The organism is Achromobacter sp. JUb104, from assembly GCF_024806975.1.
Taxonomy (GTDB): Bacteria; Pseudomonadota; Gammaproteobacteria; order Burkholderiales; family Burkholderiaceae_B; genus Achromobacter; species Achromobacter spanius.
This window is the reverse complement of record NZ_JANUEY010000001.1, coordinates 623,752-644,896: the sequence shown is the minus strand read 5'-3', so window position 1 is coordinate 644,896 and position 21,145 is coordinate 623,752. Positions and strand designations below refer to the sequence as shown.

Annotated in this window: 21 protein-coding genes; 11 read left to right on the top strand and 10 right to left on the bottom strand. The window is 65.4% G+C overall.

Annotation, left to right across the window (positions count from 1 at the left end):
• Window positions 1-350 precede the first annotated feature (350 nt).
• The 4 genes from M2361_RS02955 to M2361_RS02940 all read left to right on the top strand — a co-directional run bounded on the left by M2361_RS02955 (window position 351) and on the right by M2361_RS02940 (window position 5,158).
• Window positions 351-1,622 (top strand): carboxylesterase/lipase family protein, encoded by a 1,272-nt coding sequence (locus M2361_RS02955; RefSeq protein ID WP_259246151.1) that lies wholly within the window; start codon window positions 351-353, stop codon window positions 1,620-1,622.
• A 69-nt stretch (window positions 1,623-1,691) separates the two neighbouring features.
• Window positions 1,692-2,651: a tripartite tricarboxylate transporter substrate binding protein gene (locus M2361_RS02950; protein WP_259246150.1), complete on the top strand. Its 960-nt coding sequence runs from the start codon at window positions 1,692-1,694 to the stop codon at window positions 2,649-2,651.
• 127 nt (window positions 2,652-2,778) lie between these two features.
• Entirely contained in the window at window positions 2,779-4,167 is a 1,389-nt protein-coding gene (locus M2361_RS02945) for an amidohydrolase (RefSeq protein ID WP_259246149.1), read from the top strand.
• Window positions 4,168-4,354: 187 nt separating this feature from the next.
• Window positions 4,355-5,158: an aspartate dehydrogenase gene (locus M2361_RS02940; RefSeq protein ID WP_259246148.1), complete on the top strand. Its 804-nt coding sequence runs from the start codon at window positions 4,355-4,357 to the stop codon at window positions 5,156-5,158.
• A gap of 6 nt (window positions 5,159-5,164) precedes the next feature.
• Here M2361_RS02940 and M2361_RS02935 read toward each other — a convergent pair whose 3' ends face one another.
• A complete protein-coding gene (locus M2361_RS02935) occupies window positions 5,165-6,997 on the bottom strand; it encodes an ABC transporter ATP-binding protein/permease (RefSeq protein WP_259246147.1) in 1,833 nt (610 codons plus the stop codon).
• A 132-nt stretch (window positions 6,998-7,129) separates the two neighbouring features.
• Complete coding sequence (locus tag M2361_RS02930; RefSeq protein WP_259246146.1) at window positions 7,130-8,017, bottom strand: LysR family transcriptional regulator; 888 nt, start codon at window positions 8,015-8,017, stop codon at window positions 7,130-7,132.
• Between the two features lie 116 nt (window positions 8,018-8,133).
• On the opposite strand from M2361_RS02930, the gene M2361_RS02925 reads away from it, so the two are divergent.
• From M2361_RS02925 to M2361_RS02905, 5 genes are all read left to right on the top strand, one after another.
• The gene (locus tag M2361_RS02925; protein ID WP_259246145.1) at window positions 8,134-8,970 is read left to right on the top strand and encodes an amidohydrolase; all 837 of its coding nucleotides are present in this window, start codon (window positions 8,134-8,136) and stop codon (window positions 8,968-8,970) included.
• Window positions 8,967-9,956, top strand: coding sequence for a tripartite tricarboxylate transporter substrate binding protein (locus M2361_RS02920; RefSeq protein ID WP_259246144.1), 990 nt, complete (start codon window positions 8,967-8,969; stop codon window positions 9,954-9,956). The genes M2361_RS02925 and M2361_RS02920 overlap by 4 nt, the downstream gene beginning before the upstream one ends.
• A gap of 153 nt (window positions 9,957-10,109) precedes the next feature.
• Window positions 10,110-10,490 carry an RNA-binding S4 domain-containing protein gene (locus tag M2361_RS02915; protein ID WP_259246143.1) on the top strand — a complete coding sequence of 127 codons (381 nt, stop codon included), beginning with the start codon at window positions 10,110-10,112 and terminating at the stop codon, window positions 10,488-10,490.
• A 5-nt stretch (window positions 10,491-10,495) separates the two neighbouring features.
• Window positions 10,496-10,858, top strand: coding sequence for a translation initiation factor Sui1 (locus M2361_RS02910; RefSeq protein ID WP_259246142.1), 363 nt, complete (start codon window positions 10,496-10,498; stop codon window positions 10,856-10,858).
• Between the two features lie 16 nt (window positions 10,859-10,874).
• Window positions 10,875-11,228 (top strand): DOPA 4,5-dioxygenase family protein, encoded by a 354-nt coding sequence (locus M2361_RS02905; protein WP_259246140.1) that lies wholly within the window; start codon window positions 10,875-10,877, stop codon window positions 11,226-11,228.
• A gap of 47 nt (window positions 11,229-11,275) precedes the next feature.
• Here the strand turns inward: M2361_RS02905 and ppk2 are convergent, their stop codons facing one another.
• Complete coding sequence (ppk2, locus tag M2361_RS02900; protein ID WP_259246139.1) at window positions 11,276-12,505, bottom strand: polyphosphate kinase 2; 1,230 nt, start codon at window positions 12,503-12,505, stop codon at window positions 11,276-11,278.
• A 254-nt stretch (window positions 12,506-12,759) separates the two neighbouring features.
• On the opposite strand from ppk2, the gene M2361_RS02895 reads away from it, so the two are divergent.
• Together M2361_RS02895 and M2361_RS02890 are read left to right on the top strand one after the other, a co-directional pair.
• Window positions 12,760-13,140: a hypothetical protein gene (locus M2361_RS02895; RefSeq protein WP_310508887.1), complete on the top strand. Its 381-nt coding sequence runs from the start codon at window positions 12,760-12,762 to the stop codon at window positions 13,138-13,140.
• 119 nt (window positions 13,141-13,259) lie between these two features.
• On the top strand, window positions 13,260-14,075 hold the full coding sequence (locus M2361_RS02890; RefSeq protein WP_259246137.1) for a hypothetical protein: 816 nt from the start codon (window positions 13,260-13,262) through the stop codon (window positions 14,073-14,075).
• Window positions 14,076-14,107: 32 nt separating this feature from the next.
• Here M2361_RS02890 and M2361_RS02885 read toward each other — a convergent pair whose 3' ends face one another.
• The 7 genes from M2361_RS02885 to M2361_RS02855 form a co-directional block, all read right to left on the bottom strand.
• On the bottom strand, window positions 14,108-14,533 hold the full coding sequence (locus M2361_RS02885; RefSeq protein ID WP_259246136.1) for a CopD family protein: 426 nt from the start codon (window positions 14,531-14,533) through the stop codon (window positions 14,108-14,110).
• A complete protein-coding gene (locus M2361_RS02880; protein WP_259246135.1) occupies window positions 14,530-15,345 on the bottom strand; it encodes a DUF2242 domain-containing protein in 816 nt (271 codons plus the stop codon). Before M2361_RS02880 ends, M2361_RS02885 begins: the two co-directional genes overlap by 4 nt.
• Window positions 15,346-15,449: 104 nt before the next feature.
• Window positions 15,450-16,427, bottom strand: a complete 978-nt coding sequence (locus M2361_RS02875) for an ABC transporter ATP-binding protein (RefSeq protein ID WP_259246134.1) — start codon at window positions 16,425-16,427, stop codon at window positions 15,450-15,452.
• Window positions 16,424-17,479, bottom strand: coding sequence for an ABC transporter ATP-binding protein (locus tag M2361_RS02870; protein ID WP_172616224.1), 1,056 nt, complete (start codon window positions 17,477-17,479; stop codon window positions 16,424-16,426). The genes M2361_RS02875 and M2361_RS02870 overlap by 4 nt, the downstream gene beginning before the upstream one ends.
• Window positions 17,476-18,372 (bottom strand): ABC transporter permease, encoded by an 897-nt coding sequence (locus tag M2361_RS02865; protein WP_100856454.1) that lies wholly within the window; start codon window positions 18,370-18,372, stop codon window positions 17,476-17,478. Before M2361_RS02865 ends, M2361_RS02870 begins: the two co-directional genes overlap by 4 nt.
• Before the next feature lies 1 nt (window position 18,373).
• On the bottom strand, window positions 18,374-19,327 hold the full coding sequence (locus tag M2361_RS02860) for an ABC transporter permease (RefSeq protein ID WP_100856455.1): 954 nt from the start codon (window positions 19,325-19,327) through the stop codon (window positions 18,374-18,376).
• A gap of 69 nt (window positions 19,328-19,396) precedes the next feature.
• Entirely contained in the window at window positions 19,397-21,064 is a 1,668-nt protein-coding gene (locus tag M2361_RS02855) for an ABC transporter substrate-binding protein (RefSeq protein WP_100856456.1), read from the bottom strand.
• Window positions 21,065-21,145 lie beyond the last annotated feature (81 nt).

Below are 21,145 nucleotides of genomic sequence, written 5' to 3'. Positions count from 1 at the left end.
ATTCAGGAGTGGCATCCTCCGCCAGAAATTGGCCGCAAAACCGCTGAAAACGCGCATTTTTCGGGGGAAATCAGGCCAGATTTGACCCGCTTGTTGCTAAGTGATTGATTCATATGAATATGCACCGGGCCAGATTTGGCCCGATCGGGTCAAATCTGGCCCAGCAGGCGGATATACCGCGATTTCGGCCGCGATCGACGCGATAGCGCCCCCGCCCCCTGGCCATGCGTGTTCCGCATGGCCTTGATCAAATCCGGCATGCCTTCCCTGCCCCGATCGTCCCTACCATTAAGCCTTCCGGCGACGGCGCCCTACGCGCCAGCCACATCACAACAAGGCAAGGGGCAGATATGGGTCAACCCGTCCAGGCGGCGCTGCGAGCCGGCACGCTGACCGGCGTGCGAGAAGCCAGCGGCGTGTGTCGCTACAGCGCCATTCCCTATGCGCAGGCACCCGTGGGCAGCCTGCGCTTTGCGCCGCCGCAGCCGCCAACGTGGCGCGGCGAGCGCGACGCCACCCGGCCAGGGCCGGTATCGCCACAACTGCCCTCGCGGCTGCGCGAGGCCATGGGCGATTTCGATACCCCGCAATCCGAAGACTGCCTGCACCTGACGGTGTGGACGCCCGCCGCGGACCAACAGCGCCGGCCGGTGGTCGTGTGGTTGCACGGCGGCGCGTGGCAAAGCGGTGGCGGCGCGCAGGATTGGTACGACGGGGCAGGCCTGGCGGCGCGCGGTGATCTGGTGGTCGTGGCCGTCAACTATCGCCTGGCTGCGTTGGGTTGGCTCTATGTGCCGGGGCAGACCGCCAACGTGGGCCTGCTGGACCAGGAGGCCGCCATTGATTGGGTGCTGGACAACATCCAGGACCTGGGCGGTGACCCCGAACGCATCACGCTCATGGGCCAATCGGCCGGCGCGTCGTCCATCTGCGCGATGTTGGCGCGCCGCCCGCGCTTTTCGCGCGCGATTCTGCAAAGCGCCGCGCTGGGTCGGGGGTTTCGTACCGCGTCCCAAGCCGACGCGCTGGGCCGTGCCTTTCTACAAGCCGCCGGCGTCGATACCCTGGAAGCCGCGCGGGCGCTTCCCGTGTCGGCATTGCTGGCCGCGCAGCAGGCGCCCGCCGTGGCCGACGCGCTACGCGCCGAAGGCAGCAGCCGCAGCCAATTCGGCCCCGTTTTGGATGGACAGGTATTGCCTGAAGACATTGCGCCGGCACTGCGCCAGGCCACGTCGCGCGCGGATGTGCTGGTGGCGTATACCCGCGACGAAATGGCCGCGTTTCCGGGCCATGCCGTGGATGCGGCCAGCAGCAAGATGGGTGACGAGGTTTTCGGCGCGCCTTCCCGCCTGTGGGCGCAAGAGGCGTTGGCCCAAGGTCGCCAAGCCTGGTTGGCGCGCTTTGACGTGGCGCCTTCTGTGCGCTTCGGCGCCTGCCATTGCATTGAATTGCCCTTCGTGTTCGGCACGCTGTCGGCTTTTGCCGATGCGCCCATGCTGGCAGGGTTGGGCCAAGCTCAAGCTGAACAGTTGGTGGCGCAGACCCAGCGTGCATGGATAGCGTTCATACGCGGCGATGCACCTGACTGGCCGATGGCGCCGCATCAGCAACTGCTGGCCTGAACCATCGGGCGGCGCAGCCAAGCGAATAGACAAAGCAAACAAACCAAACCACAAAACAAGGGGAATTTCATGTTCAAGCAAACCGTGCTGGCGCTTGCGCTGCTGGCGCCATTGGCCGTTCAGACCGCGCAGGCCGCCTATCCCGACAAAGCAGTGAAGATCATCGTATCGAATCCGCCGGGGGGGCCGGTGGACGTGATGCTGCGCGTCCTGGCCAGCAAGCTTGGCGCGGCCTGGGGCCAGCCCGTGGTGGTGGAAAATCGGCCCGGCGCGTCCGGCATCATCAGCACCAGCGCGCTGGTCAAGTCCGCGCCCGACGGCTACACCCTGGGCATGGTGGTGGCCTCGTCGGTCACCATCGTGCCCTTCGCGGTCGACAGCCTGCCGTTCGATACGGAAAAAGACCTGCAACCCATTTCACTGGTGGCGCGCACGCCGTTCATTTTCATCGTGCCCAAGGACAGCCCCATCAAGACCTGGGACGACTTTGTGCGCGAGAGCAAAACGCGCAGCCTGAGCGTGGGCTCGTTTTCGATCGGCACCGCGTTCCACCTGGTGTGGGAACAGACCGCGCGGCGCGCGGGGATCACGGCCTTGTACGTGCCATCGTCGTCATCGGGCAAAACGCAAAATGACCTGATCGGTGGCCAGCTGGATGTGGGCCTGGATGCGCCCTCCAGTTCGAAGGGCTTGATCGACAGCGGTCGGCTGCGTGCGTTGGCCATTACCAGCCCGCAACGTTTCGGCGGCTTGCCCGACACGCCGACGCTGAAGGAATCCGGCTTGAAAGACTACGCGCCGCAACCCTGGATTGGCCTGATGGCGCCAGCGGGCGTGCCGCAAGACCGCGTGGCGCTGATTCAGAAAGCCGTGTCGGACATCTTGAAGCAACCCGAGATGCGCGCCCAGATGGAAACGCTGGGGATGATACCCATCGGCAGTACCCCTGCGGAACTCGCGGCCACGATCAAGGCGGATCGCGCCGATATGGCGCCGCTGATCAAGGAGCTGGGGATCAAATTGCAGTAGCGAAAATTTCACGGCTCGGAATCAAACGGGCCGGAATTTAAGCATCCGTAACAAACGCGCCAGCCGCGCCACGCTTGGGTAAGATCCTCAGCCAATAACAGGTTAACAACCACGAGGAGACCACCCCATGCCGTCTTGCAAACCGCTGTTCCGGCTGGCGCCGCTGGCGCTCGCCGCCCATCTTCTTTTCGCTGGCCCGGCCGCCGCGCAACCGGCGCCCGGTACGCAAGGCCCGTTGATGCCCGCGCCCAATGCGGCGCTGTCCGAGCAGATCGAGCAGCGCGCCCGCGCCATTGAGGACAAACTCATCGCGTGGCGCCGCGACATTCATCAGCACCCCGAATTGGGCAACCAGGAAACGCGCACCGCCAAGCTGGTCGCCGACCATCTGCGCGCGCTGGGCATGGACGTGAAGACAGGCGTGGCCGGCACGGGCGTTGTTGCCGTGCTCAAGGGCGGCAAGCCTGGCGCCGTCGTCGCGCTGCGCGCCGACATGGATGCGCTTCCCGTCAAGGAACAGGTGGACGTGCCCTTCGCGTCGAAAGCCAAGGGCACGTATCTGGGCAAGGAAGTCGACGTCATGCACGCCTGCGGCCACGACACCCACACCGCCATCCTGATGGCCACGGCCGAAGTGCTGGCGGGCATGAAAGACCAGTTGCCCGGCAGCGTGAAATTCATCTTCCAGCCCGCCGAGGAAAGCCCCGCCGACTTCGAACCCGATGGCAAGAAGATCTGGGGCGCCAAGATGATGGTGCAGGAAGGTGTGTTGGAAAATCCCAAGGTGGACGCCATCTTCGGCCTGCACGTGTCCAGCGCCTATCCGGCGGGTTGGCTGTCGTGGCGCAGCGGCCCCGCCATGGCGGCGGCGGACCAATTCTGGATCGACGTCACCGGCAAGCAGACGCACGGCGCACGCCCCTGGTCGGGCATTGACCCTATCGTCGTCAGCTCGCAGATCATCCTGGGCTTGCAGACCATTCCCAGCCGCCAGCTCAACAGCATGCTGGAGCCCGCCGTCATCACCGTGGGCGCCATCCACGGCGGCAACCGCATGAACATCGTGCCGGACAGCGTGGCCATGACGGGCACCATCCGCACCTACGACGAAGGCATGAAGAAAGACATCCACCAACGCATCGCCCGCACCGCCGACATGATTGCGCAAAGCGCCGGCGCCCGCGCGGATGTGCGCGTGGTTGAGCTCTACAACGCCACCGTCAACCCGCCTGCCTTGACCGAGCAAATGGGCGCGACGTTGCGGCGCGTGGCGGGCGAAGGCAACTACGGCCTGCAACCCAAGTCCACGGCGTCGGAAGACTTTTCCTTCTATCAGGAAAAGGTGCCGGGCATGTTCTTCTACTTGGGCGTAACCCCCAAGGGCACCGACGTGGACAAGGCCGCCCCCAACCATTCGCCGCGCTTTTACGTGGATGAATCGGGTTTGATCAACGGCGTGCGCGCCTTGTCCAACCTGACCATCGACTACCTGGCCCGCGCGCAACAAGGAACCTGACCTACGCCTTGCGGCCATCCCGCATTGACGCCCGGCCAGGCCCTGGATACATTGGCCGGCAACCCTGCGCCATCGACATCGATGGCGTTGTCTTTTTTACCCCGAGTGCGTTTGCGTTTGCGTCTGCGTTTAGGTGTACGTGTACGTTTACGGCGCGGGGCCAATCCGCATCAACCCAGGAATTTCCATGAACAGCTACCGCGTCGGCATCGCCGGCTTCGGCGCCATCGGCCAGGCCGTGGCGCAATCCCTGGATGCCGGGCTACCCGGCCTGACCCTTGCCGCCGTTGCGGTGCGCGACCCCAATGCCCCGCCCGATTTTGCTTGGACCCAGGCAGCACCGGTCTTCACCACCATCGACGCGCTGCACGAGCATTGCGACGTGGTGGTGGAATGCGCGCCCGCGTCGGTGTTCCGCAACATTGCCGAGCCCGTTTTGCGCGCCGGCAAGAAGATGGTCGTGCTGAGTTCCGGCGCGCTGCTGCGTAACGATGACCTGATCGAACTCGCCCGCGCGCACCACGGGCAGATCCTGGTGCCGTCGGGCGCCATCCTGGGGCTGGACGCCATCACCGCCGCCGCCGAAGGCGTCATCCACTCCGTCACGATGATCACCCGCAAGCCGCCGCGCGGCCTGATGGGCGCGCCCTACCTCACCGACAACAACATCAATCTTGAAGGCCTGACCGAACCGCGCCTGATCTTCCGGGGATCGCCGCGCGAAGCCGCCACGGGCTTTCCGGCGAACTTGAACGTGGCGGTAAGCGTGTCCTTGGCGGGCATCGGGCCCGACAAGACCACGCTGGAAATCTGGGCCGACCCGTCCTTGGAACGCAACGTGCATCGCGTGGAAGTCGTGTCGGATGCCGCCATGTTCTCGATGGAAATCCAGAACATTCCGTCCGCCAACCCCAAGACCGGCCGCATCACCGCGCAAAGCGTCATCGCGGCGTTGCGCAAGCTGACCGGGCCGTTGCGCGTGGGCACCTGAGCCGAATCACGCGGCTTCGCGCAGCGCGGGCTCGTCCTGGGGCGGCGCCATCGGGCCCGCCGTCCACCCGCCCGCGCCGTCCAGATGCAACCGATGCGTATGGAACGGGTCCAGCGTGCTGCGATGCCCCACGCTGACCAGCATGCAGTCAGGCAAGGCGCTGCGCAGCAGGCCGTACAGCATGTGCTCCAGCCCTTCGTCCGTGGCGGACGTGGCTTCGTCCAGGAACACGATGGCCGGGCGGTTGAACAGCACGCGCGCGAAGGCCACGCGCTGCTGTTCACCAATGGACAGGATGCGCGACCAATCCGCTACCTCGTCCAGCCGGTGGCTCAGATGCCCCAGGTTGACCAGGCGCAGCGCGCCCGCAAGCCGCGCGTCATCTTGCGGCAGCGCTTGCCCGGGATAAGCCACCGCGCTACGCAGATCACCCAGCGGCAGATATGGCCGCTGCGACAGGAACAAGGCGGATGTCCCCTCGGGCCGCCGCACATGGCCTTGCGCATAGGGCCACAAGCCCGCCAGCGCACGCAGCAAGGTGGTCTTGCCGCAACCGGACGGCCCCTTGATCAGCAAGGTCTGCCCCGGACGCAAACGCAGGTTCAAGCCTTGCAGCAAGGCGTGGCCGTCGGGGCGCCTGACCGTCACGTCGTTGATGTCCAGGCCGTCGGGCAAGGGTTCCGTATCCACCGAGGGCAACGCACGCGCGGCTTCGTTGGCGTCCAGAAAACCATTCAGCCGGTCCAGCGTGGCGCGGTACTGCGCAAAGCTGTCGTATGACGTACGAAAGAACGACAGCGCGTCCTGCACCTGGCCGAACGCCTGCGAGGTTTGGATGACGTCACCCAGCTTGATCGCCCCGCTGAAAAAGCGCGGCGCTTGCAGGATGAAGGGAAACACCACCGCCACCTGGCTTACAGACAGGTTGAAGCCGTCGAACTTCAGACCCCGATAGACGCGCGCCCACAGATTGGCGATGTAGGCGCTAAAGCGCGTCCACAAGTTGCCGCGCTCGACCGCTTCGCCTTGATAGAACGCCACGTTCTCAGCGTTTTCGCGCAGCCGGACCAGCGCATAACGGAAGTTGGCGGTCAGCCGTTCAGACAGGAAATTCAACTTGATCAGCGGCCGGCCGATCTTGAAGGCGAACCACGTGGCGACGATGACGTACAGGAACACCACGAACACCATGGCACGCGGAATTTCCACGCCCGCCACCGTCAAGGGGCCGGACAAGCCCCACAAGATGCCGGTGAACGCCACCAAGGACACAATCGCGCTCAACGCGCCGATGGCGAGCGTGCGCGACCCGGTCACGAACATCGAGATGTCTTGTTCGATGCGCTGGTCGGGGTTGTCCACGGGCTCATCCACGAAGTGGCCCCGGTAGTACGCGCCCGCGCCCAGCCAGTCCCGCGTGAGTCGGTCGTTAAGCCACACGCGCCAATGGATGTCGAAGGCCTGGCCCACGTAGCTGTCGGCCAGCGCGCGAACCACGTGCACACAGGCCAGCACCGAAAAAATGCCCAGAAAACGCCAGAACGCGGTCTGGTCCAGCGCTTGCAGCGCGCTGTAAAAGCCGTTGTACCAAAACGAAAACAGCACCGTCATGCGCACGGCAGCCATGGCCAACAGCAGCAGCAAGGCCAGCGTCAGCAAAGGTCGCCAACTGCGCCGGGGCGTCAGATACGGCCAGGCCAGGCGCCAGAACTTGCGACCCCAATCGGTCGTGCGCGCCAGCACCACGGCCACCACGGCCAGCGCCACCGCCGTGATGCCAAACGCGCTCGCCAGCCAGATGGCGCTGTCCACCAATTGCCGCTGCCAGTTCAGATCCATCGACACGCCCCTATCAACACCGATCCTGGTTAGACGGGGCCTTTGTTCGGGGTTCCACGAAAAATGCGGTCTTAAGCGTCGCTTAAGCGTTCTGGCTGGGTAGCTGAAGGCGGAATGAAAGGATGGGACGCATCAGCGCGTGCCCAGGTCCAGATTGGCGAACACATCGGCCAAGCCAGGCACCGAGCGCGCGGGCCAGATGGCGCTCAGGTCGAAGCTGGGTAGCGCTTGGCCGTCGCGCACTTCGCAAAAGCGCACGCCGCCAAAATTCATTGTGCGGATCCAACTGGGCAGCAAGGCCACGCCGCATCCACCGGCCACGCAAGACAGCACCGTCAGCGTGCGGTTGGCCTCTTGCGCCACTTGCGCGTCGTGGCCGCCCTTGCGCATGGCGTCCAGAATGCCCGCATAGAACGCCGGCAGTTGCGCCTGCGGATACATCACCAGCCCGGCTTGCGCGATCTGCGCCATGGATACCGTGCCGTCGTCAGCCACGTCGAACTCGTCCGGCACGGCGGCCACCAAGCGGTCGCGCAGCAGTTGCCGTTCGCGCATGCGCCCGCCCACCGCTACCGGCGTGTGCATCAGGCCGATGTCGATCTCGCCCGTTTGCAGGGCATCGGCCTGCTCGGCATTGCTCATCTCGCGCAGAATCACGCGCACGCCGGGCGCCTGCCGCCGCATTTCGCGCAACGCACGCGGCAAGGTATCGAACAACGCCGACGACACCAGGCCCACCGTCAACTGCCCTGCGCTGCCGCGCCCGATCTCTTGCGCGCGGTGCGCCGCCGCGTCGATGCGGGCCACGCTGATGCGCACGTCTTCCAGAATGGCCAGCGCAGCCGGCGTGGGCGCGGCGCCCAAGCGCGATCGCTCAAAGAGGCGCACGCCCAGATCTTTTTCCATGCGGCTTAGCGCCTGGCTAAGGGCGGGTTGCGCAATGCCCAGCCATTCAGACGCGCGGCTCACGCTGCCGTGATCCACCACCGCCAGGAAATACCGCAGGTGCCGGGTTTCCATATTGATCCGATATATAAATTGCACATTTAACCAATAGCAAACTATACCTCGACTCCCTAGAATCCGGCCTATAGAAGAGCGCGCGGCCATGCCCGCGCCACGGACAGGAGACTGATTTGCCCCCGCTTTCGACCGGCGCCGCCGTCGACACCCACGCACACGTATTCCGGCAAGGCCTGGCGCTGGCCGGCACGCGCCGCCATACACCGGACTACGACGCCACCCTGGCCGACTACCTGGCCCTGCTGGACGCGCACGGCTTGAGCCATGGCGTGCTGGTGCAACCCAGCTTCCTGGGCACCGACAACAGCCACATGGTGCAAGCGCTGCGCGCGGCGCCCGAGCGATTGCGTGGAGTGGCCGTGGTGGCGCCGGACATCACGGACGCGCAGCTACAAGCGCTGGCCGACGCCGGCGTGGTGGGTATCCGCTTGAATTTGATTGGCCTGCCCGCCCCCGCGCTGCACGCCGCCCCTTGGCAGGCCCTGCTGGCCCGCGTGAATTCGCTGGGCTGGCATGTGGAAGTCCATTTGCAGGCCGCGCGTTTGCCCGAGGTCTTGCCCGCGTTGCTGGCGGCGGGTTGCCGCGTGGTGGTCGACCACTTCGGCCGTCCCGATCCGACGCTGGGTGTGTCGGACCCTGGCTTTGCCTACCTGCTGCAACACGCCGACAGCGGCCAGGTCTGGGTGAAGCTGTCAGCCCCCTACCGCAACTGGGTGGGCGCTGAATGCGCCGCGTCTGGTCGGCAGGCCACGCAGCTTTTGCTTCAGGCCTACACGGCCGAACGCCTGATGTGGGGCAGTGACTGGCCGCACACCGAACATCGCGACGTAGCGTCCTACCCCGCGGCCACGCAATGGCTGGACGCGTGGATCGAAGACCCAACGCAACGGCGCAGCGTGCTCACGGATACGCCGTTGCAATTATTCCAATTCCAAGGAGACAAACCATGAACTCATTCTTCAAACGACTGGCCCACCGTGGCAGCGTGCTAATGGCGGCAGGCCTGCTGGCGGGCGCCGCTGGCGCCGCTTCGGCGGCCTATCCCGAACGCCCCGTCACACTGGTGGTGACGTACCCGCCGGGCGGCACCGTGGACGTCGTCGCTCGCCTCATCGGCCCGAAGCTGGCCGCCGAACTGGGCCAGCCCGTGGTGATTGAAAACCGGGGCGGCGCGGGAGGCATGATCGGCGGCGCCGTCGTGGCCAAGGCGCAGCCCGACGGCTACACCTTGATGCTGGACGCCTCCAACCACGCGCAGAATCCCGCGCTGCATTCCAAGATGCAGTTCGACACGCTGACCGCCTTTGCACCTGTCTCGCTGCTGCTGCGCGTGCCCAACGTGCTGGTCGTGACGCCCTCGTATGAAGTGAAGTCGGTGGCTGACCTGATCCGTCTGGGCCAGCCCGATGCCAAGGAACCGGTGTACTTCGCGTCGGCCGGCCCCGGCTCGGCGCAGCACCTGGCCGGTGAGTTGTTCAACCTGCTTGCCAAGACGCATCTGCAACACGTGGCCTATAAGGGCGGCGGCCCGGCCATGATCGACGTCATGTCGGGCCAGGTGCCCGTCATGTTCGCCAGCATGGGTTCGTCGTGGCAGCACGTGAAGAACGGCAAGCTGCGCGCGGTGGCTGTCGGCGGTTCGGAGCGTTCCAAGGCCGCCCCCGATCTGCCCACCATCGCCGAGTCCGGCGTGCCGGGCTACGAAACCTATGAATGGAACGCCGTGTTCGCGCCGGCCGGCACGCCGCCCGCCATCGTGGACCAGGTGTCGCAAGCGCTGGCCACGGTGTTGAAGGACCCCGCCATTGCCGCGCAGTTGGCCGGCATCGGGGCGGAACCCATCGGCTCGACCCCCGCCGAACTGGACACCTTCCGCCGCGCTGAAATCGCCAAATGGCAGCGCGTCGTCAAGGAAGCCAATCTGAAACTGGATTAAGACCCGCCTGGCCTGCCGGCACGATAGGCCGGGTTGGCCGGGTTTGCTGAACGCCGCCGGACTTGCGGCGCCCTACGGGGCGCCGTTTTTTTTGGATGCGCGCTCGGGGCTATCATTGCGGCTTGGGAAAAACACATCGCAAAGAGCTGCAAGATGGACAAGATTCGACTCGACAAATGGCTGTGGGCCGCGCGCTTCTACAAGACGCGCAGCCTGGCCGTGCAAGAGATCGGCAAGGGCCGGGTTTTCGTGAACGACCAGGCCGCCAAACCGTCGCGCGAAGTCTCGGCCGGCGACCGCATCACCATCCGCAAGGAAGACCCCGCGCTTCAAGTGCGGGTGGTCGCGGTCAGCGGCGTGCGCGGCCCCGCGCCGGTTGCGCGCCTGTTGTACGAAGAAACGCCCGACAGCATTGCCGCGCGCGAACGCGCGGCGGAAATGCGGCGCCTGGCGCCGGAACCCGCATTGGGCATTGAAACCGGCCGCCCCACCAAGCGCGACCGCCGGCTGATCGACCAGATGCGAGGCAAGTAGGCATCATGAAACGCAGCTCAACCGGCGGCCTGGTCTATTCCACCGAAACCGGCCGCATGTGCCCGACATGCCGCCAGGCGCTTGCGCAATGCCTATGCAAAGCCGCCGCCCGCGCCACGCCCACGGGTGACGGCGTGGCGCGCGTATCGCGCGAAACCAAGGGGCGTGGCGGCAAAAGCGTCACGGTCGTGCGCGGGCTGGCACTGGACCCGATAGCGCTTGCGGCCCTGGGCAAGCAACTGCGCACGGCATGCGGCTCGGGTGGCACCACCAAGGATGGCGTGATCGAGGTACAGGGCGATCACTGCGAACGCATCATCAACGCCCTGACAAGCAGCGGCCATCGCGCCAAGCGCGCGGGCGGCTGAACCGGACGAGACACTCATGAATGATCTGGCAATAAGCAGCGTGGCCAGTTGGCACGCGCATGTGTACTTCGACGCGGCCAGCCGCGACGCCGCGTTGGCGTTGCGCGAACGCGTGATTGCGCAGTGGGACGGCAAGATGGAAATGGGGCGCTTCCATGAGCGCCCCGTCGGCCCGCATCCGCTATGGAGCTACCAGATTGCGTTCGCCCCCGAGCACCTTGCCGGCATCGCCACCTGGCTCACGCTGAACCACGGTGCGCTGGACGTGTTCATGCATCCAAACACGGGCGATTCGCTGCGCGACCACCGCGATTGCGCGGTGTGGATCGGGCACAGCCATGTGCTGAACCTGCACGCGCTGGGCGGCTGAGCCGACAGGTGTGGGGCGGCTGACCCCACGGGGCGTGGGGCAAGGCCTTACAGCGCGCGGCCCACGATCAGCGGGTCCAACGCCAGGCCGGGCTCACCGCTCTTGCCCTCGTAGGGCAGGCGGTTCAGCACATAGCGCATCGCGTTCAAGCGCGCGCGCTTCTTGCAATCCGACTTCACCACGATCCACGGCGCGTCCGCGGTATCCGTATGCGCGAACATCGCCTCTTTGGCGCGCGTGTAATCGTCCCACTTGTCCAAGGACGCCAAGTCCACCGGGCTCAGCTTCCATTGCTTCAACGGATGCACCTTGCGCTGCAGGAAGCGGCGACGCTGCTCTTCGCGGCTGACCGAAAACCAGAACTTCACCAGGTGGATGCCGCTGGATACCAGGTGGCGTTCGAAGTCCGGCACCTGACGCAAGAAGTCCAGGTATTCCTGCTGCGAGCAAAAGCCCATCACGCGCTCAACCCCGGCGCGGTTGTACCAGGACCGATCGAACATCACGATCTCGCCGGCGGTCGGCAGATGCTGCACATAGCGCTGGAAGTACCACTGGCCCTTCTCGGTGTCCGACGGCTTTTCCAGCGCCACCACGCGCGCGCCACGCGGATTCAAGTGTTCCATCATGCGCTTGATGGTGCCGCCCTTGCCCGCCGCGTCGCGCCCTTCAAACAGAATCACCACGCGCTGCCCGGTGGCCTTGACCCAGGCTTGCAGCTTCAGCAACTCCACCTGCAACTGGTACTTCTGCTTTTCGTAATTGCGGCGCAACATGCGGTGGCGATAGGGGTAGATACCTTCGCGCCAGTCCATCGCCAGCTCTTCGTCGGGATTGCGCCGCGTGGCGGGCGCCTGCGTATTAGCCTCCAACAGCGCGCGATGCACGGCGCGCGCGTCGTCGGCCGACAGTTCCTCGATGACGGAACGCAGCGCTTCATGGGCTTGCGCTTCCGGGCCTACGGTATAGCGGCGGGCAATGTCCGCCAGCACCGACACCGTTTCCTGCCGCGCGGCGTCTTCCCGGGCCACCACCTGGGCCGCCGCCTGCGCTGCTGCCTGGGTCGCTGCCTGGGTCACTGACTCGGTCGCTGCCGGGGTCATTGCTTGCTTACCTCGCGCCACCCGTGCCTTGCCGGCCTTGTCAGGGGACGACCCCGTGGCCGCAGCGCTTCGGGTCGCGGCGCTGCGTTTGGCGACGCTTGGCGACGCAACGCGGCGCTTGCGCGGCGCTGCGGCAACATTGTCCGGGGTGGCTTGCGGTGTCTTGTCTGTCATCGATCCTGTCCTTGCTGCGCTTGTCGTCTGCCCCCGCCGGCCAGCCCAGGAAGAGCGGCCCGTCTAAGGCAAGGCGCAACCCTACCTGCTTGCATGCGGCGTGGAATTGACGAGAATCAAAGGTTGTAACATTCTTTACAACACCAGGCGCCGCTACACTGCCGAATCCTCATCGCTCCCTGCTTCTCATGTGGTCACGCATCAAGCGCTTTCTGTCCGGACCGCCCCCGCCTGAAGATCCTTTCCGGCAAACCGTGAGCTTCGACGAGGCCGGATTCACCCGGCACTGCGAGCTGGCGCGCGCGATGGGCTTGCAAGCGTTCTGGCCTTGGGCGGACGTGCACGAGTTCGGCTTTTCATTCCAGCGCGCGCTCTATCCCGACCCCTGGTATGGCGACTACATGGAAAGCCTGTGGTACCTGTGGGTGCGCTGCGAAGACGGCGACATGATGCGGGTGTTCATTGATGACCGGCTGCTGGACGCCGACCACTTGCCGCCCGCGCTGCTGCGCAACCTGCCCGGGCTGGACATCGGCGTGTTGCACGCCGGGCTGGCCACCGCGCGTCGAGGGCTGCGCCATTTCAAAGGTGAAGGCGAATGGGCGGCCTGGCGCCGCGATGCCGCCGGGGCATAGCGCGGCAAGCGGGCGCTTGGCACGGCACTTGCTGACGTTGAATCCTTCAATCGCCTTCATTGACGTCGTCAAACCCGCTGACTACAGTCAAGCCCAATGACCCCATTTGTCGGTGCGCCATGAACTCCCAGGAAAACACGCTCTCGCCATGGAAGCGCTTACGCGCGCACCGTGGCGGGCGCGTCGCGTTAAGTGCAGGCTTGATCGTGCTGGTGGCCATCGTGGCCACGCAGGGCTATGACCGCTTGGGCGAACGTGCACAGGAAAAGGTCGCCACCGCCGAAATCCGCAAAGTCGCCGACACGCTCAGCCAGATGGTGGCGGGCGCCGAAGGCGAGCCCGACACGCTGCCGTCCATCGACCCCACGCCCAAGGCCAAGGGCTTCTATGGCGAACTGGAACGGGCCGTGAAGACCGTGGCCAGTGAACGGGTAGCGCAGCACAAGGCCTATCTGACCGAACTGAAAGACATCGGCATGCCCCGGCTGCTGGATGCGCACCGGCTGGCGCTGGACACAGGCCTGGTGGAAAGCCGGATGATTCTTGAGCAGGCCGAACGCCTGGTGCCGAAGTATCGCGACCAGAGCATACGGGTGCTGCAAGACATGCCCGAGTTGATACGGTCGCTGGCCATCCGCGAACCCGAAAAGCAGAAAATGATGAGCACCCTGACCTCGACCCTGGCGCGCCGCAGCGACAGCCTGGGCAAAGTCTGGCTGCTGGAAACGCGCATCCTGCACGAGTTCGGCCAGATGATTTCACTGCTGGATGACAACCGCCAGTATTGGTACGCCGACCACGACGAACTGATGTTTGAACGCGACGGCGATTTGAAGCGGTTTCACCAGCACATGGTGCAGATCAACAAGATGGCGCTTGAACAGGAACAGTTGGGCAAGCAGCAGTTGGCAAACCTGTTTGCGGTACTTCCTTAAGCCTTCCTGCGACGCGGCCCCGCACCACCCCGTCAGAACGGCTTGACCACTACCAGCGTCACGATGACCGCACACGCGATCACGGTGAATGGCGCATAAAGGTCCACCAGCGGCGGGCGCTTGAGCGAGCCGTTGACCATCCGGCGCAACGACGCGCTTTGCAGGCCCAACAAGGCCGACAGCGCCAGCGCGCAGCCCACCTTGACCCAGATCCAGTTCATGGCGAACCAGCCGAACGTCACGGCCAGGTGCAGCCCGATCAGCCAAGACACCACCATGGCCGGCGTGGTGACCCACAGCGTCCAGCGCCGCAGCGCGCCCAGCATCTTGCGTTCTTTGGGTGCTTCGTCGCTGTCCTGCTGTTGCGACGACAACAGGAACAACGAGACGAACAGCGAGCCGACCATCCACGTAACCACGGCCGCCACGTGGGCCATCTTCAAGAGTTGATAGGTCATGGCGCGGGCTTGTCGCTGCTTGCTTCGGGCGCGGGCTCGGCTTTTTCGTTGACGGTGGGCGGGCCCGAGGGGCCGTTCGCCGTGGCCGGGTTCAGCGTGTCGGCCGGCGCGTCGGGCGACACCACGGGGTCGGCAGGCGGCTCGGCGGGCTTGGACGCTGCCGGCGGCGTGGACGGTACGGGCTGAGTGGCTCCGGCCGGGCTGGGCGGAGCCGAATGGGGCACAACCTGCGGCACAACCTGGGGCGCAAGCTTGGGCGAAACATGGGGCGCCGCGGCGGCCTCGGCATCGGGCAGGAAACGCTGCAAGAGCTGGAAAAACCCTTCGTAGAACTTCGGCCGCGACACCGTCTGGCTGGCCGTCTTCACCAGCGAATCGTCGCTGGAACCAAACGGCATCGACACCTGCCCCAACACGCTGACGCCCACGCTGGCCGAGCTGCTGGTGCGCTTGATGGAATAACGGTCTTGCACCGCATTGGCGAACACCGTGGCGCGCTGGTTGGCGCTGCCGTCCGAGGCGCAGTCGATATTGAAATTGATCTGCGTGTGCAAGCCGTCTTCACCCTGGAAGTTCTTGTGGCCGGACACCCGCGCCGGGTCGAAGCGATCGATGTTGTAGCCCTGGCTCAGCAAGGCGCGGCGGCCCGCGTCGCAGGCCGTGGTGCTGGCGGTGGGGAAGGTGCGCGAGAACACGTCGTTCTGCGTGAAGTCTTCGCGTTCGTAGGCCGGTTTGGGGGAGGTGCATCCCGCCAGGATCGCCGTCAGGCAGACAAACAGGGACACAGGCAGACGACGGGTAATGCAGGGCATGAGGGGTCCAGCTTTTGGCGTAAAGCGGGCATTATCGACCAGAAAGAAACCGCTGGCGAATGGCTGGCGGCCGGATCCCCCTGGCCGGTGATGCGTTGAAACAGTTAATTCACCCGGATACACCTCACCTCGTGTCCCGCCGCCACGGGCACGATGTCCGGCACCGCCGCCTGGCAGCGCGGCTCGGCAAAACCGCAACGCGGCGCGAACGCGCATCCGGGCGGCAAGGCTGCCAGGTCGGGCGGCGACCCCGGAATGGTCTCCAGCCGTTGGCCCTTTTGCATGGCGCCATGCGCGCGGCCCTTCAGCAGCGCCAGCGTGTACGGATGACGCGGCGCGCGCAACAGGTCCGCCACGCTGCCCTGCTCCACGATGCGCCCGCCGTACATCACCGCCACCCGGTCGGCAATTTCCGCGGCCGCGCCGATGTCATGGGTCACGAACACGATGGACAGCCCCAGTTCCCGTTGCAGCTCGCGCAACAACAGCAGAATCTGGATCTGCACCGTGGCGTCCAAGGCGGTGGTGGGCTCGTCCGCCAGCAGCACCTTGGGGTTGCAGGACAAAGCCAGCGCAATCATGGCGCGCTGGCGCATGCCGCCGGACATTTCATGCGGATAGGCTTGCAGCCGGCGCTCGGGGCTGGGAATGCGCACGCGCTCGAACAGCGACAAGGCACGGGCACGCGCCTCGGCGGCGCTCTTGCCGGTGTGCCGGCGCACCATCTCTTCAATCTGGCGGCCCACGGTGTAGACCGGGTCCAGCGCCAGCAGCGGCTCCTGGAACACCATCGACACCACCGGGCCGCGCATGGCGGCAAGCTCGCGGGCGTTCATCGCCAGCACGTCTCGGCCATCCACTGTCATTTCGCCGCTGATGCGCGTGCGGCGCGGCGGGTGCAGCCGCATCAGCGCGCGCAGGGTCACGCTCTTGCCCGAGCCCGATTCGCCGATCAGCGCCACCGCTTCTCCGCGCGCCACTTCCAGGTTCACGCCATTTAAGGCATGCACCGTCTTGGCGCCCGCCTGAAAGGCGACTTCCAGGTTACGGATGCGGACCAAGGGGGATGTAGTCGCGGTCATGTCAGCGCTCCGGAAGCGGCATAGCCGGAATCGGGTTGATGGATCAGGCAGCGCACGGCATGGTCGCCCTGCTGCGTCATGGCCGGCGCCTCGGCCGCACAGGCGGCGCGCGCAAACGCGCAACGGGTGTGGAAGCGGCAACCAGAAGGCGGGTCGATCGGGTTGGGCGGGTCGCCCGACAAGGGCGCCGATTCCGTGCGCTGTCCGGGTTCCATCGACGGCATGGAACGCAGCAGCGCTTGCGTGTAGGGATGGCGCGGCGCGTCGAACACCTGATCCACCGGCCCCAGCTCCACGACTTCGCCCAGATACATCACCATGACGCGGTCCGAGATGTAGCGCACCACGTTCAAGTCGTGGCTGATGAACATATAAGTCAGCCCGAAGTCGTCTTTCAGGTCCAGCAGCAGGTTCAGCACCTGCGCCTCGACCGACTTGTCCAGCGCGGACACCGCTTCGTCCAGAATCACCAGACGGGGGTGCAAGGCCAGCGCGCGCGCGATGTTCACGCGCTGGCGCTGGCCGCCCGACAATTCGTGCGGGTAACGGCCCGCAAAGCGCTGCGCATCCAGGCCCACGCGGCCCAGCAGCCCGCGCGCCACCGCGATGGCATCGCGCTTGGGGCTGCCGTGCACCAGCGGGCCGAAGGCCACGGAATCTTCGATCGTCATGCGCGGGTTCAGCGACGAATAGCTGTCCTGGAACACCATCTGTGTCTGGCGACGGAATTCGCGCAGCGCCAGCGCGCGCGAGCCCACCGCCATGCCGTCGAACACCAGTTCGCCCTGGTCCTGTTTGATCAGCTGCATGACCAGCCGCGCGGTGGTGGACTTGCCGCAACCCGATTCCCCCACCACGCCCAGCGTCTCGCCCTTCTTCACGTCGAAGTCCACGCCGTCCACCGCGCGCACCGAGTTGCCGCCCCGGCCGCGCGAGAGCGGATCGCGCTTCAGCGGAAAGTGCTTGATCAGGCCGCGCACGCTCAACAAGGGCTGGGCGGGGCCGCCCACGTCTTCGTGCGCCACGCGCACTGCGTCGATGACCGCATTCATTCCTTGACCTCCATGGCCGAGCGCAGTCCGTCGGACAGCAGGTTGAAGGACATCGACGTGATGAAGATCATCACGCCCGGCAGCGCCGCGACCCAGGGCTGGGTGTAGATGGCGGTGCGCAAGGTGTTCAGCATCAAGCCCCATTCCGGCTCGGGCGGGCGCACGCCCAGGCCCAGGAACGACAGGCCCGAGGCCAGGATCATGGACACCGAGATCAGGCTGGTGGAATACACGAAGATGGGGCCCAGCACGTTGGACAGCACGTGCGCACGCACGATGGTCAAGGGCGATGCGCCCGAGGCCCGCGCCGCGTCCACGTAGTCGCTACGCCGCACCTGCGTGGTGACGCTCTCGGCCACACGCACAATCTGCGGAATGAAGACGATGGTCAGCGAAAGAATGGCGTTGAAGATGCCCGCGCCCAAGGTGCCCGACAGCGCAATGGCCAGCAGCACCGACGGAAACGCATAGAACACGTCCACCACTCGCATGATCAGCGTGCTGGTCCAGCCGCCCGCGTAGCCCGCCAGGATGCCGATGGCGCTGCCCACCACGAAGGCGGCAATCACCGGCACGATGCCCATGAACAACGACAGCCGCGCCCCGAGCATCAGCCGCGACAGCATGTCACGGCCCAGCTCGTCGGCGCCCAGCGGATAGCCCTCGGTGCCGATGGGCCGCAGGCGCTTGAGCATGGACGCATGGAACGGGTCCGCCGGCGTGATCCACGGCGCCAGGATGGCGATGATGATCAGCGCCAGGATGACGCCGCCTGCGGCCAGCGCCACGGGGTCGCGGCGCAAGCGGCGCAGCACGTTCGACCAATAGCCCGGCGATCTCGCCACGGGCGCCACGACCGCTGTGGCGGCCAGGCTGGCAACGGAATCGGTCATGTCAGCTCCTTTCGATGCGAGGGTCGAACAGGCCTTGCAGGATGTCGACGGCCAGGTTCAAGACCACGAAGAACAAGGCCAGCACCAGGATCGTGCCCTGCAAGAGCGGCAGGTCGCGCTGGAAGATGGCGGCGTTGAGCAGGAAGCCCGTGCCCGGCCACGAGAAAACCGTTTCGATCAGGATGGAGCCGCCCAGCAGATAGCCCAGTTGCAGGCCCATCACCGCCAAGGCGGTGGGCGCGCAATTCTTGACGACGTGCAGGAACACGCCCAGGTCGGTCAGGCCGCGCGCGCGCAGGCCCACCACGAATTCCTGCGACAGCGTCTCGGCCACCAGCGCGCGCACCGTGCGCGCGATGATGCCCATCGGTATCACCGACATCGTCACGGCGGGCAGGATCATGTGGCGGAAATGCGCCCAGTCCGGCACCCATTCGCCCGACCCGCCCGGCCCCGCGCCCGTGGGCGGCAGCCACATCAGTTGCGTCGAGAAAATGATGACCAGCACCATGCCCAGCCAGTAGTGCGGCACGCTGACGCCGATGACCGACACGAAGGACGCCACGCGATCCATCGGCGAATTGCGGAAGTAGCCGCCGACAAAACCCAGGAAGGCGCCGACGATAAAGCCCAGCAGCGTGGCCAGACAGGCCAGCCGCAAGGTGTTGCCCACCGCCTTGAAGACCTCGGCGGAAACGGGGCGGCCGGTGGCGATGGACGTACCCAGGTCCCCATGCAGCGCGCGCCACAGCCAGCCGGCGAATTGCTCGATCAAGGGGCGGTCAAAGCCGTAGAGCTGCATAAGTTGCCGTTGCAGGTCGGCCGACGCATCGGGAGGAAGAATGGACACCAGCGGATCGCCAGGCGCCAGATGGATCAACAGGAAACAGAGCAGCGCGACCCCCACCATGATGGGCAAGGCGTACACGATGCGCCGCAAGATGTAAGACAGCATAGGCGTCACCGGCTAGGGCGCTGGACGCCGCGCGCACAAGTCGGCGGGCGGCATCCAGCGCGTTCAGGATCAATCCATCGACATGGTGGCGATATCGATGAACCAGCTCTTGGGCTGCACCACGCCCTTGACCTTCGGCGAGATCGCGCGCGGGCCGACGTCATGCGCAATCCAGACAAACGGCGCCTCTTCGACCACGCGCGCATGCAGCTTGGCCAAGGCGGCGTCGCGTTCGGCGGGGGTGAAGGTGGTGCGCGCATCCTTGATCAAGCCGTCGATTTCGGCGTTGCCGAAATAGCCCCAGTTGTTGGAGGCCGGCGGAAAGGTCTTGGTGCTGACAAAGCGCACGATCGCGAAGAACGGGTCCATGGCCGCGAAGCTGACGTTGATGGCGTCGCTGCCGTTGGCGGACGGGTCCTTGGCGCCCTTGCGCCAGTTGGTGAACAAGGTGTTCCACTCCACCACGTCAAAGCTCACGTCGAAGTAGCAGTCCTTCAGGTTCTGCTGCACGAACTCGTTCATGGGCAGAGGCTGCATCTGGCCGGAGCCCGATGCCGACGTCTGCACCTTCACCTTGATCGGCTTGGCTTGGGAATAACCGGCTTCGGTCATCAGCTTGCGCGCCGCGTCCGGGTCGTACTTGATGTCGAACTTGGGATTGCCCCACCACGGATGGCCCGGCGGCACCGTGCCCTTGGGTTCGGCCATCATGCCGCCCAGCAACTGCTTGAGCTCGCCCCGGTTCACACACAGGTTGGCCGCTTTGCGCACGCGCGCATCCAGCCACGGCGAACCTTCCTTGAACGACAACTGCCACGGCCACACGTGCGGCTGTTCATTGGAATAGATGATGAAGCCACGGCTCTTGATGGCGTCGAAGGCATCCGGCGCCGGCGCTTCAATCCAATCCACCTGGCCGGACATCAAGGCGGCCGTGCGCGAATTGGCTTCGGGCAGCGGCAGCATCACCACGCGGTCGATCTTCGGGCGACGCTTTTCGTCCCAGTACTGGTCGTACTTCACCACTTCCAACCGTTCGCGCGGCACGAACTTGGCCATCTTGAAGGGGCCGGTGCCCGAGGCATCGGCGGCAAAGGCGGCCCAGGCCTTTTGCGAACGCTCGGCCGCATCGGTGACCGACGCCGGCACCTCGGCCAGCTTCTTCTTCCACTGCGCGGGCGACGCCATGTACAGATTGGTCAGGTTGATCGGCAGGAAGGAATCCGGCTCGGACGTCGTCAATTCCACCGTCAGGTCATCGATCTTTTTCGCGGACTTCAAAGTCGGCATGCGCGAGGCCGTCACGCCAACCTGGCTGGCGTCGAACTGCGGCGCGCTCTTGTCCAGCACCTTGCCCACGTTCCAGACCACGGCGTCGGCGTTGAAGTCGGACCCGTCATGGAACTTCACGCCGGGGCGCAGCTTGAACACCCACTTGGTCTTGTCCGCCGCGTCCACGTCCCACGACACGGCAAGGTCGGGGATCAGCACGCTGGGCCCGTCCTTCTTGGACAAATCCCATTGCGTCAGGCCGTCGTACATCGGAATGCCGGTGAAGCGGTTTCCCTCAAAGCCTTGGTCGGGCTGGCCCAGCGTGCGGGGGATGTCGCCGGCGGTCATGCCGATGCGCAATACCTTTTCGGCATGGGCCGCGCCAGGGGCAATCACTGCAACGCCGGCCGCCGTCAACGCAAGCGCGGCGGCATAGGACTTGAGGCGGAAACTCCGTGTCTGCATGTGGTTCTCCAATGTCTTGCAAAAGGCCTTCCCCGCGAGGGTGCGGCGCGCGTGAACAGGGTTAGTACACAGATTTTGTAT